Origin of the sequence: Sinorhizobium psoraleae (genome assembly GCF_013283645.1) — a bacterium.
In the GTDB taxonomy this organism is placed as follows: Bacteria; Pseudomonadota; Alphaproteobacteria; order Rhizobiales; family Rhizobiaceae; genus Sinorhizobium; species Sinorhizobium psoraleae.
The window spans coordinates 703,211-714,792 of sequence record NZ_JABEKV010000002.1; the positions used below are offsets into that span (position 1 = coordinate 703,211).

Here is an 11,582-nt window from a genome sequence, read left to right on the forward strand (position 1 = left end):
GGCGTCTCATGTTCTCCGCCTTTCAGTTGATCGCGCCTTCAGCACGAAGCCTCTCGAGGTCCGCACTGTCGAAACCGATCCCCCGCAGGATCTCCTCAGTTTGCGCACCGAGGGGCTGCGGCGGGAAACTCAGGCCGGGCGCGCTCTTCGACATGGTGAAGCCCGCGACGGGAACCACCAAGCCATCCGTCGACGTACCGGGCGCCGAGTGTTTGTGCAGAAGCGGCCGCGATGCAATTTGCGGATCCGCAAGCGCCTCTTTGAGCTGGCGCACTCGCGCCGCTGGTATCCGCCTTTCCCGGAAGAAATGCTCCCAGTAGTCGGCAGGCATGGTGACGATGATGCTGCTGAGCGCAGCCTCCTCCTCGGCATGGCTGTCCAGCCGCTGATTGTTGTTCTGCTTTATAAGATCCTCGCGCCCGAGGGCGATCCACAGGCGGCGCTGCTGCTCGAGGTTCGACGCCGCTATCATCAGTTCCGCGTCAGAGGCGCGGTACTGGCCGATCGTGGCGAAGGGAAATCGATTGCCCTTCGGCTTCGGATGACTGCCATTCCACAGATATCCCGTGACGTAGGGGCTACACAGGACGAGCGCCACGTCCAGCATGGAGACGTCGACGAACTGCCCGCTGACGCCGTTGCGTTCACGCTGCAGGAGGGCCGCCGTGATGGCATAGGCGGCCGTTGTACCTGTTGCATAGTCAACGACGGGAGCGCCGCATTTCAGAGGATCGCCATCGTCGCTGCCGGTCATAGCCATCATGCCCGAGAACGCCTGCAGAACGGAATCATAGCCCGTCTGCTCCCGGCGCGGTCCGGTCGAGCCGAAAGCAGAGATCGAGCAGTAGATCAGGCTGGGATTACGTTCGCGTAGTTCTTCGTAGCCAAGCCCCAAGGCTTCAAATGCACCGGGCCGGTAGTTCTCGACGAAGACGTCCGCCGTTTCGATGAGCCGCTTCAAGGCGTCACGGCCGGATTCGGTCCTCAGGTTCAGTGCAACCGCCTTCTTGTTCGACGCCTGTGCCATGAAGGCAGTCCCCATGCCGGCACTGCTGAGATCGCGATCTGAGCCCTGAAGGCGCGCCTGGTCCGGATCGGACGGATCCTCGACCTTGATCACGTCGGCGCCGAGCACGGCCATCTGATAGCTGGCGAACGGTCCCGCCAGCACGTGGGTGGTGTCTATGACACGGAAACCGGCAAGGGCCCTCGTCATGGTCTTTCCTTATCCATTCTTCCTTCATTTACTCAGGCGGATGCGGTTCCGCCGGAGCATCTCACGCAGAGGCATCCGACTACTGCAGAAGCCCGGCTGCCTCGAGCTGTTTGGTCGCGATCTTGCTGACGTCGCGTACGAAGGCGTCATATTCCTTCGGCCCCATCCAGGAATCGATGACACCAGTGCTGCGGGCGTAGTCCTGGTAGGTCTTCGCCTTCATCGCCTCGTGGATGGCGTCGGCAATCTGCTGCTGGAGTTCAAGCGGCATGTCCTTCGGACCGAAGACGCCGCGCACCTGCACCCAGCTCGTATCGACCTTGTAGCCTTGCTCGCCGAAGGTCGGAACGTCCGGCAGGCCATTGAGCCGCTTTTCACCCAGAACACCGAGACCGATGATCCGCTTGGATTCGAAGAAGGGTGCGGTCGGCCCGAGATTCGAAACGCCCACATCCACGTGCCCACCAAGCAAGGCCGTCATGATGTCGGGAGTCGAGTCGAAACCGACCCAATTGAACTTTACGCCTGCTGCGCTCTCGAGCATGGCCGTGCCAAGATGCTGCATTGAGCCCACGGGCCCGAACCCGCCGATATTGATTGTGCCGGAGCTGGCTTTCGCCTTTGCGACGAGGTCCGACAGTGATTTGATTTCGGAATCCGTGCGAACGAAATAGATGATCGGGTCTTCCTGCGTGGAGGCTATCCAGGAGAAGTCGTCGACCGAGAATGTTCCCTTGAGATTGGTCAACATGCTCGTGAAATGGCTCATCGTGTTGATGCCAATCGTCACGCCATCGGGCTTGGCTTGGCTGACATGAGCCATCTGGGTCGCCCCTCCGGCACCCGGCGCGTTCACCACGACAATCGGCTGACCGATCATAGGCTCCAGGGATTGCGCCAAAGTGCGGATGAAGATGTCCGCCGTTCCGCCCGGTTTGGTATGCATGACGACGTTTACAGGGCCTGATGGCTTCCAAGCCGTCTCCGCGACGACGGGACTGCCCAGAGAGGCAACGACTGAGAAAGACGCAACCGCCGTGAACGCGCGCGCTGCCTTGAACAGATTGAATGACATGAAACTCCTCCCAAGTTTGAATGAAAGAGACAGGGTCCTCCACGATGTGACCAGTGTGGTATCTCGGACCCGCGGAATGAACTGAGATTTAGTCAGGTCAGATGACCGCAATTCTTGGTCATCATGCTCGGACAGCGAATGGATGAACCGACTGTCCGAGCATTGTCAGCCTTACACCGAAGGATCGGCGGCCATGGCGGCACGCCGGCGCTTCCGAATGAAGCCAACGGCCGGAAGCGCGAATGCGAGGATGGCTGTCAAAAGCAACGCGACCGTCAGAGGCGAGGTGTAGAAGATCTCAAGAGAGCCATGGGACGTAATCAGCGCCCGCCGGAAATTGGTTTCCATCATCTCGCCAAGCACCAGAGCAAGAATTATCGGTGCCAGCGGAACCTGCACCTTTCTAAGTAGGTAACCGAGGATACCGAAGGCAGTCATCACGTAGACCGGAAACATGGTGCCCTCGGAGGCGTAGGCCCCCACAAGGCAAATTCCCGCGACGATCGCCGCGATAGCGGGACCGGGAATGTTTGCCACATGAGCCCAGGCACGCGCACCGGCAAGCCCGATGAACACCATGACCGGCACGCCGATCCAGAGCGACGCGAAGATAGTGTAGGGAATCTCGGGGTTGCGGCTGAACAGCAGAGGCCCCGGCTGAATGCCCTGGATCATCAGGGCGCCGATCATCACCGCCGTCGTCGGGGAACCGGGAATGCCGAGCGCAAGCAAAGGTGCCATCGCACCGGAGACGGCAGCGTTGTTCGCCGCTTCCGAGGCCGCGACACCCTCGATAGATCCCTTGCCAAATCGCTCCGGAGTCTTGGAAGTTTTCTTGGCCACCGCATAGGCAATAAAGGAGGCAATGGACGCGCCCGCACCGGGAATGATGCCGATGATGTAGCCGAGCACCGAGCTTCTAAAGACGACGCCGTTGAGCGACCATAGGCCCTTCCAGTTCCAGGTGCGCCAGCCGCCAAGCGGCGCGCTCTTGATCTTGGCTGTCACGCCCTCTTCGACGAGGAAGAGGACCTCCGAAAGCGCATAAAGCCCCAGCAGCACCGGCACGAGGGGCAGTCCCTCGAAGAGCTCTACCGACGCGGCAAAACGTGGCGTGCCGGTCTGCGTATCCAGCCCGACCGTCGCGAGCGCGAGACCGATGCCCATCGCGACCGCGCCCTTGACAACCGAGCCCTCCGCAAGGCCGACCACCAGGCTGAGCCCGACAAGCGCCAGAGCGAAGTATTCACCGGGTCCGAACCGCAATGCGAATTCCGAGAGCGGAACGGCGGTAAACAGCAGGAACAGGGCACTGATGAAGATACCGATGCCGGATGTGACGATCGACACCAGGAGGGCTTCGCCCGCCTTTCCCTGCTGGCTCAGCGGATAGCCGTCCCAAGCCGTCGCGACTGCGGCCGACGTGCCGGGCGAGTTGATGAGAATGGCGGTGATCGCGCCGCCATATTCTGCCGCGGCATACAAGGCCACCAGGCCAACGATCGAGACGACGGGGTCAAGCCCGTAGGTGAATGGGATGAGCAATGCGACGCCGAGACTGGGGCCGAGACCAGGAATCGCCCCGATGAGATAACCGACGAGCGAGCCGAAGATGAGGCTCAGCCACACCAGCGGATCGCCGAACGCCGAGAAGCCTGAGAGAAGGTTTTCAATCATGGCAGCCCCTCAAGGAAAGACAACGTTCAACGCAAGCGCGAACACAACATAGATGAATGCGACCAAGCCGATGGACACGCCCAGCACATGCAGGATGCGGCGCTCGCCAGCCGCCACCATGATCGCAGCGGAGAAGAGCGCGGTGCAGAGATAGACACCCAGCGTTTCAAAGGTCACGGCCTGACCGACAAGGAGTAGAGCGACGGTCAGAACAAAAAGCGGTCGCCTCCAACGGCTGTCGGCTTTCCCCATCTTGCCCATATGCCGCGCGACCGCGAGACCGATCATCGATACGGTTGCAATACCAGTCCCGAAGGCAACGAGAAGCGGGAAGCCGCCTGCGCCGACATCCGTTGAATTGAACGGCTTCGGCAAGTGGTACGCTTCGACGACGTACCAGGAGAGAATCGCGAGCACGATCAGGCCGGTCGCGATTTCTAGTATCGACAAAGGTATGCGGACATAGCCCTGCACGGGCTCCTCGCCCTTGTTGAGAGCCTCATTCTCCATTGGTCTCCTCCTTGCTGCCGTCTTTCGGCAAGTGCCGCGCGGCAGCCATTTCCTCCAGCGCCGTTCGATGTGTTGTGAGATGACGGCGCAAAGAGGCACGCCCTGCGGCACGGCCTCGATCTTCGTTATGGGCAATGAGAGCAGTGAATTGAACTGAGTATATATTGGGCAGAATGTTCATTCGCTTTGGTCAAGCTGGCCACGCACGCGAAGGCGAACGTCACGGCCGATCCGAACCGTTGCGGCCGTCGCGGCAATTTCGGCGACGCTCAAATCTGTGGATCATCCGGATGATCCAGGGAATGTTCGGCATCAGGATGAAGATGCGGGTCAAATGAAAGGCTGTGATCAGCGCGACATCCTGGCCCAGAAACTTCGCTGTCAGCGCCATCTCGGTGATGCCGCCCGGTGCAGTGCCCAGCACAATCAGCTCCCAGCTCAGTCCGGCCATCCAGGAGACGATGACGGCGATCATCGACGTAAGGGCGAGCATGAGAAGCGTCGTGACGATGGAAGCCGTGACGAGTCGCCCGGCCGCAGCGAAGAGTGATCTGCGGAAGGTCGAGCCAAGCCAGACGCCAAGAATGATCTGCGCGCCGGAAAGAACGACTGACGGATAGAAGGACGGGGCAACGCCAAGCGCCGAAATCGCCGAAGAGGCAGCCAAGGGACCAAGGAAGAAGGGATTGGGCACGCGACATGTTCGGGCCAGCAACGCCCCGGCCATTCCTATACCGGCGAGAAGGACGACACCAATTGCCTCGAGCTCGGGCGTTGTCCGCACCATGTCGCGAGTTGGCCATCCATCGATTATGTAGATGGCGACGGGAACCAGGACCACAACGGACGCGATCCGCACGGTCTGCGAGAGTATGACCGGTCCCGGATTGCATTTGTAGCGTTCGGCCATCACGGCTGCCTCCACCGGACTCGTCGGCAAAGAGGAGAGAAAGGCTGCGGTCAGATTCAGATTGGCCACACGCGCGAGCAAGAGCGCGACCACGAGCGCACAACATGCCGTGGCGAGTGCCATCCCGATCAGGAGCGGTGCGAAAGCCAGGAGCATGGCGAATGCGGCGGGTGAGAAATACACGCCCACCTGCGACGCAATGACGATCTGGCCGATCGGCCGTGTCTTGACAGGTATGGTGATGTCGACCACGCCCGTCAGGTAGAGCGATGCCGTGGCAAGCAGCGATCCGATCATCCATGGCAGCGGCGAACCGATCCATGCCGCAAACGCCCCAGCGCCAGCACCGAACAGGTACACAGCGACAAGGCGCGCCAGAAGCTGGCGGTCGGCGGTTTCACCCGATGGCGGCACGCGCGTGGCCCCCGCTCGACAGGTCTTCGCTGTTCCGCACCGCGCAGCATAGGCATCGAGATGACGTCATTTCGCCTGCCATTGCGTACCGAATTGCCACGCGGGGCCTCGTTCTCGCGCGGACAGGAAGTCGACTACCGCGGCGTCGAACTCTTGTGGACGTTCGATATTGATCGAATGTCCGCCTTCGATGTCGATGATGGCGATGTGGGGATGCGCCTCCGACAACCAATTCCGGGCAGGCTGGAATTGGTTTTCCCAGCGGCCGTTAATGAGAAGCGTCGGGGTGCGCAGATCGCCGAGTCGTGCGCGTACCGAAAGCACCGGTGTCGCCTGTTCGAGAAGCAGGGCAATTCCTGTAGCATCCGTCGCGTCTGCATCCTTGCTGAGCAGGTCGCGAACGTCCGGCGGAAACCGCTTGGCATGGCATGGGTGATAGGTCATCCGGCGCATGGCGGCATGCCCATTCCTGCGGATGTCTTCGATAGATGCCCGATTGCGCTGGTCGTCCGTTTGCGTCCAGTCGGCACGCAAGGCGCCGTTTGCATTCGTGAAGATCTGCGCGAGGACGCGCTTGGGGTACGTCAGGGCATAGCGCAACGTCAGTGCCGCACCGAAACTCTGACCGCAGATATGCCACTTGTCGATCTGCAGACGCTCGCGAACCGCATCGATCGCCTTCACGACCGCCTCCGGGGTTGCGGCGCTCGGCTCGCCTGGAGTGGGTGAAAGCCCATGAGCGGGCAAATCAATTCGGACGCGCCGGAAATGCTTGGCGAGTTGCAGATTCGGAATCCAATGGTTCCGGCTCGACAACAGGCCGTGAACCAGCAGCAGCGGCGGTTGCCCGCGGTCAGGATCAGCTTCAAAATAGAGTTTCATAGAGTGCCGATGTTTCCCCGCTCCAGCCGAGAACTTACCGGCTGAAGCGGCGGAGTTGCACCTGCCTATTGGCAAGTCCAGATCAAACAATTGGTTATGTTACTGCCCATTCATTCCTCGCTATAGACGCAGTTCACAGGCGCATGCTGTCGGGCCGCAAAAGTGCGCCCGAAATTTGCCGGTCCCGCGGCTCCGCGGTTGTGGCGGTACACCGCCCTAGAGAGCGGCAGCGCCATCCGTGATTGGAAGTGGAGGACTTATGACATCCTTTGTCAGCTACGAATGCCGCGACGGGCTCGCGATCGTCACCATCGACAATCCGCCGGTCAACGCGTTGAGCCACGTCGTCAGGGCGGGTCTCATCGATGCGGTGCACGCAGTGGAAGAGGATGCGGCCGTCAGAGCCGTGGTTCTGCGATGCGCCGGTCGAACCTTCGTGGCCGGCGCCGACATTCGCGAACTGGGGCAGCCGCCGCAGGCGCCGATCCTGCCGGAAGTGATAGAGGCGATCGAAGGCGCGCGCGTGCCGTGGATTGCAGCAATTCATGGAACGGCCCTCGGCGGAGGATTGGAGTTGGCGCTCGGCTGCCACGCAAGGATCGCCGACCCAGGAACGAAGCTCGGTTTGCCCGAGGTGAGCTTGGGCACGATCCCCGGCGCTGGCGGTACCGTGCGCCTATCGAGACTGGTGCCGATCGCTGATGCCGTCGAACTCGTGACGAGCGGCAAGCCAATTGATGCCGATCGGGCCCTGAAGATCGGGCTCGTCGATCGCATCGCCGAAGGTGATCTGCTGGAAGCTGCAGAAGCGCTCGCGCGCGAGCTGCTGACCCACCCCATGCCTGCACCGTTGGTCGATCGGCCCTGCCCGGATGCGGAGACGGTCGATTGGAATTCGACCGCGACGGCGCTCGCCCGAAAGGCGAGAGGTGCGCAGGCGCCACTGGAAGCCTTGGAGGCCGTTCGCGAGAGTATTTCCCTCTCGGGCCGCGACGCCTTGAGGAAGGAAAGGGAGCGTTTCCGGAGGCTCGTTATTTCCGAAGAGGCCGCGGCTCTTCGCTACGCCTTCTTCTCGGAACGGAATGCGGGCAAGAGCCTTGCAGCCATCAAGGCCGAACCAGCGGATCTTTCTCACGTGGGTGTCGTTGGCGGCGGCACCATGGGCGCCGGCATCGCGGTCGCGCTGCTCCTGTCAGGCACCGCCGTAAGCTTGCTCGAGCGGGACGAGGCTACAGTTGCGGCGGCGCGGCAGCGGGTTCTGGAGACCCTGCAGGCAAGCGCTGCGCGGGGCGCGATCACGCTGACGCAGGCAGACGACGCTCTCGAACGGCTGACGGCGACACACGATTACGTCTCGCTGTCCGCCTGCCCCCTCGTGATCGAGGCGGTGTTTGAGGATGTCGACGTCAAGAAACAGGTCTTCGCTCAACTTGATGCGGTCATGCCGCTCGAGGCAGTTCTGGCGACCAACACGTCCTACCTCGACGTCGACGCCTTGGCAGAAACGACGGCCAACCCAGCCAGGGTGCTTGGTCTGCACTTTTTCGCACCCGCCCACGTCATGAAGCTGTTGGAAATCGTCCGCGGCAAGCGCACGAATGATCGCGCCCTGGCGACCGGCTCGGCTCTTGCCAAGCGGCTGAAAAAAATTGCGGTGGTGTCGGGCGTCTGCCATGGCTTCATCGGCAACCGGATCCTGGCCGCCTATCGGCGGGACTGCGAGTTCATGCTTCTCGAGGGGGCTTTACCGGCACAGATCGATAGCGCCATGACAGCGTTCGGTTTCCCCATGGGCATCTTCGCGGTCCAGGACCTGAGCGGACTTGATATTGCCTGGGCGCAGCGCAGGGCCGCTCGCGCGACGCGAGACAGGTCGCAGCCGTACTGCCACATATCAGACAGGCTGTGCGAGCTTGGACGATTGGGACGTAAGGCGACGAAAGGCTGGTACGATTACAGTACAGGCGAGCCCCAAACCGATCCGGCAGTCACGCGCATCATCGAGGACGAGAGGGTAAGGACAGCTTCGACCGTCCGGAGATTTTCGGACGGGGAGATCATTCGGCGGGTCATCAGAGTGATGCAGCAGGAGGGCGAGGCGCTTCTTGCCGAAGGAATTGCCGAAAGCGCCGCCGATATCGATGTTGTGATGGTCTCAGGCTATGGCTTTCCCCGCCATCGCGGCGGGCCCATGTACATGTCGGGAAGCAAAGCATTGCAAGCGACTGATGCTCCATAAGTATCCAGCCACTCCGTTTCAGCGTTGTTTCGATCTTGGCACACCCTCGCGCGCGAAGGTTCACTCACAATTGCTTCCCAAGGCGGAGATCAAACCATGACAACAATCGTAACCATTCCGGGCATCATGTCTGATGCTCGCACCTGGAGCACCATCGCGGATGCGTTGAAATGCGAGGGAACAACCGTGCATGTGGCCGATACAAGCAGCGATATGACGTTGGAAGGGATGGCAGCACGCGCGCTGTCTGAAGCACACGGCGAGTTGATTGTCCTTGCACATTCGATGGGTGGTCGCGTAGCCATGGAAATGGGCCGCCAAGCACCAAAACGTATCCGGGCCATGGTTCTCGCCAGTACGAATGCCGAAGGCCCAGATGTACATGAAGCCCCTCAGCGCGAGGCCCGCATCGCAGAAGCGAATGCCGACATGATTGCCTACGCGCGTGGTTGGATTCCGAAAGTGATCTCGGCTGCAAGTATGCGGAACGCGGACTTGGTGTCTCGTATTCAAGAGGTGGTCGAAGATTGTCCGCCTGAGGTGCACGAGCGGCAGAACCGTGCACTGCTCGTGAGACCCGATGCTACTACATACTTAGGCACGTTCGAGTTTCCGGTGTTGCTGATTACCGGTTCAGAAGATCGTTTGTCGACAGCCGTCGCGCACGATGCCATCGCAGGGATGCTGCAGGACGCCGAATCCGTGATCATAGAAGATGCTGGTCATCTGCTTCCCTTCGAACAGCCACGAAGAGTTTTCGAGACCATCAAAGAGTGGCTTTCCCGCAAGGCCTTGCACCGACGTGAGTACAGTACTCGAAAGATACGCTAAGAATCAGGCCATGCCGGCGGTGAACACCTGCGGGATTTCTGGTAGCAATCCGGCACACCCTGATCCAAGAGGCTGCGTCGCCTTCGGAGCGCCCTGGTTGCCGACCGGGCGATACTGGACTGCGACGTTCTCAAACGCCAGCCAGTGTGTTGAGACTGAGCAGAAATCGCGGGCTGTGCGGCGCGCAAATGCGCCCGTTTCGGGCTCGACCGCAATGTCCGCTTCCGCGCGCATTGCCGTCACTCAGCAGTTGGCTGTCCAAGCTCGCGCTTAGGCCCCAGAAGCGGAAATTATTGCCGCTCGCCCGCCCTGTTGACTGAGGCCCAAAGCCAGGGCACAAAGATGGCATCCACGGTCGCTCGCGATGGGAAAACGTAGGGAATTTCAAGGCTTTTCCGCTAAGCCTTTGAAATCATGTGAGAATCCAAGGTCCCCAGGCAGGCACAATTTGGGCTTGTAGCGTTCGATTTTCTGGATCACGACGTCTTTCGGATTCCCCCGATTTTGCAGTTACTTCCACTTCTTTCTGGCAGGTGGCCCCATTTTGTGTCAGGGGGGAACTACAATCTACGATCGCACAAGAATTAGCTGGGGACCCGGTTCCGTTCGAGGATTAAAGTTGCTGTGAGGCTCGCGGGTATGATCTTGCCGTTGCAGGGCAGTAAAGGCTCAGCCAAGAGCGTGGCTTGCCAGGCCGTAGAGGTTTGTTCCCGGTATCACGTCCGCCAGGCCTTTGCCTCGACGGGACATTGCGAGCACCGTGTCGAAGACGGTCAGGCCGGATTGTGAGAGGAATGTGGCGAAAGGGCCGGTTTCGACCGGTGTGTCGAGCCTCAGAAATTGATTTTCATGGGCGGCCACATGCTGTCGGATAACTGCGATGGCGTCAGCATCAGAGTCCGCAACGACCGGGCCAATAACATGGCCCCTGCCAAAGGGGCGACAAAGCGCAAAAGCGCTGAGCCGACCCGCACGAAGCAAGCCGTAGCCCACTGATTGGCCGAAGAGTTTGCCAATCAGTGCCCCCCGCGAAACGCCGAATGCCTCTGCATCCAGGTCAGCGACGGCAGCAAGGTCCTCGCGTTCCAGTCGCCGGACCGATGGCTGCTCCGTCGTAGTGGTCGCGTCGGCCGGGCGGCGGACAATGCCCTGGCATTGATATATGGTCCGCAGGGGCTGGAAACCGAGCGAATGATAAAGACGGCGGGCGGCCCTCGTCGCATTGAGCCTGAGATTGCATCCCCGGCAATCCGAAAGCACGTGATCCATGAGCCAGCGTGCGGTGCCGTTTGTCTGCAACCGCGGGGAAGTGATCACCATGCCTATGGTCGCGAAATCGTCGCCACGCGGGAACCACATGGCCGAGCCTGTTAGCCTGCCAATGTCATCGCGTGCGACATAGCCGTGGCCGCACTCGCGCAAAAACTGTAAATCCTCGGAGCGGAGAGGCCAACCGACGGAAACGGACAAGGCATGCAACTGCTCGAGATTGGCGCTCTCGATTGTGGCCACGTGCATTTTGAAGCTGTCGATCACTTTAGTTTCGGCTGCCGGAGCGTCCAACCCTTGCCTCCCCGCCATTGTTTTTGCTTTCGTCTCGTCTTCGCCAATACAGCCAAGCGGTGGCGAAAGTTTTCTTCCTCACAATAGGACCTGACCCACGATACGATTCGCTTGAGAGCGCATTGCGCGCACAACAATCCTCCGAATTCAACGCGCTTTCAGCATGTAAATCGTTCACAGGCTTCTAAGGTACCGAGCGAAAAGCTAACCTCCGGTCGCTTGCCTGCGCCTCATGCGGCGGCCCGCCGATATCAAACCTTTCGTT

General features: G+C 60.5%; 10 protein-coding genes. 2 read left to right on the plus strand and 8 right to left on the minus strand.

Annotated features, from left to right (window positions below):
* Nucleotides 1-22 precede the first annotated feature (22 nt).
* The 6 genes from ILFOPFJJ_RS12070 to ILFOPFJJ_RS12095 form a co-directional block, all read right to left on the minus strand.
* Nucleotides 23-1,216 (minus strand): CaiB/BaiF CoA transferase family protein, encoded by a 1,194-nt coding sequence (locus ILFOPFJJ_RS12070; RefSeq protein ID WP_173510785.1) that lies wholly within the window; start codon nucleotides 1,214-1,216, stop codon nucleotides 23-25.
* A gap of 79 nt (nucleotides 1,217-1,295) precedes the next feature.
* Nucleotides 1,296-2,291 carry a Bug family tripartite tricarboxylate transporter substrate binding protein gene (locus tag ILFOPFJJ_RS12075; protein ID WP_066870905.1) on the minus strand — a complete coding sequence of 332 codons (996 nt, stop codon included), beginning with the start codon at nucleotides 2,289-2,291 and terminating at the stop codon, nucleotides 1,296-1,298.
* A gap of 171 nt (nucleotides 2,292-2,462) precedes the next feature.
* On the minus strand, nucleotides 2,463-3,968 hold the full coding sequence (locus ILFOPFJJ_RS12080; RefSeq protein WP_173510786.1) for a tripartite tricarboxylate transporter permease: 1,506 nt from the start codon (nucleotides 3,966-3,968) through the stop codon (nucleotides 2,463-2,465).
* 9 nt (nucleotides 3,969-3,977) lie between these two features.
* A complete protein-coding gene (locus ILFOPFJJ_RS12085; RefSeq protein WP_173510787.1) occupies nucleotides 3,978-4,478 on the minus strand; it encodes a tripartite tricarboxylate transporter TctB family protein in 501 nt (166 codons plus the stop codon).
* 220 nt (nucleotides 4,479-4,698) lie between these two features.
* Nucleotides 4,699-5,802, minus strand: a complete 1,104-nt coding sequence (locus ILFOPFJJ_RS36210; RefSeq protein WP_210267404.1) for an AbrB family protein — start codon at nucleotides 5,800-5,802, stop codon at nucleotides 4,699-4,701.
* A gap of 66 nt (nucleotides 5,803-5,868) precedes the next feature.
* A complete protein-coding gene (locus tag ILFOPFJJ_RS12095) occupies nucleotides 5,869-6,684 on the minus strand; it encodes an alpha/beta fold hydrolase (RefSeq protein ID WP_173510788.1) in 816 nt (271 codons plus the stop codon).
* A 259-nt stretch (nucleotides 6,685-6,943) separates the two neighbouring features.
* On the opposite strand from ILFOPFJJ_RS12095, the gene ILFOPFJJ_RS12100 reads away from it, so the two are divergent.
* Both ILFOPFJJ_RS12100 and ILFOPFJJ_RS12105 read left to right on the plus strand, forming a co-directional pair.
* A complete protein-coding gene (locus tag ILFOPFJJ_RS12100) occupies nucleotides 6,944-8,923 on the plus strand; it encodes a 3-hydroxyacyl-CoA dehydrogenase NAD-binding domain-containing protein (protein WP_173510789.1) in 1,980 nt (659 codons plus the stop codon).
* Nucleotides 8,924-9,019: 96 nt separating this feature from the next.
* Nucleotides 9,020-9,754, plus strand: a complete 735-nt coding sequence (locus ILFOPFJJ_RS12105) for an alpha/beta fold hydrolase (RefSeq protein WP_173510790.1) — start codon at nucleotides 9,020-9,022, stop codon at nucleotides 9,752-9,754.
* A gap of 3 nt (nucleotides 9,755-9,757) precedes the next feature.
* Here ILFOPFJJ_RS12105 and ILFOPFJJ_RS12110 read toward each other — a convergent pair whose 3' ends face one another.
* Both ILFOPFJJ_RS12110 and ILFOPFJJ_RS12115 read right to left on the minus strand, forming a co-directional pair.
* Entirely contained in the window at nucleotides 9,758-9,988 is a 231-nt protein-coding gene (locus tag ILFOPFJJ_RS12110; RefSeq protein WP_173510791.1) for a hypothetical protein, read from the minus strand.
* Nucleotides 9,989-10,423: 435 nt separating this feature from the next.
* Complete coding sequence (locus ILFOPFJJ_RS12115; protein WP_173510792.1) at nucleotides 10,424-11,317, minus strand: GNAT family N-acetyltransferase; 894 nt, start codon at nucleotides 11,315-11,317, stop codon at nucleotides 10,424-10,426.
* Between the last annotated feature and the right edge of the window lie 265 nt (nucleotides 11,318-11,582).

Excerpts from the sequence above, each read along its gene's own strand:
- ILFOPFJJ_RS12070 (WP_173510785.1), bottom strand. The coding sequence starts at position 1,216 with ATGACGAGGGCCCTTGCCGGTTTCCGTGTCATAGACACCACCCACGTG.
- ILFOPFJJ_RS12075 (WP_066870905.1), bottom strand. The coding sequence starts at position 2,291 with ATGTCATTCAATCTGTTCAAGGCAGCGCGCGCGTTCACGGCGGTTGCG.
- ILFOPFJJ_RS12080 (WP_173510786.1), bottom strand. The coding sequence starts at position 3,968 with ATGATTGAAAACCTTCTCTCAGGCTTCTCGGCGTTCGGCGATCCGCTG.
- ILFOPFJJ_RS12085 (WP_173510787.1), bottom strand. The coding sequence starts at position 4,478 with ATGGAGAATGAGGCTCTCAACAAGGGCGAGGAGCCCGTGCAGGGCTAT.
- ILFOPFJJ_RS12095 (WP_173510788.1), bottom strand. The coding sequence starts at position 6,684 with ATGAAACTCTATTTTGAAGCTGATCCTGACCGCGGGCAACCGCCGCTG.
- ILFOPFJJ_RS12100 (WP_173510789.1), top strand. The coding sequence starts at position 6,944 with ATGACATCCTTTGTCAGCTACGAATGCCGCGACGGGCTCGCGATCGTC.
- ILFOPFJJ_RS12105 (WP_173510790.1), top strand. The coding sequence starts at position 9,020 with ATGACAACAATCGTAACCATTCCGGGCATCATGTCTGATGCTCGCACC.
- ILFOPFJJ_RS12110 (WP_173510791.1), bottom strand. The coding sequence starts at position 9,988 with ATGCGCGCGGAAGCGGACATTGCGGTCGAGCCCGAAACGGGCGCATTT.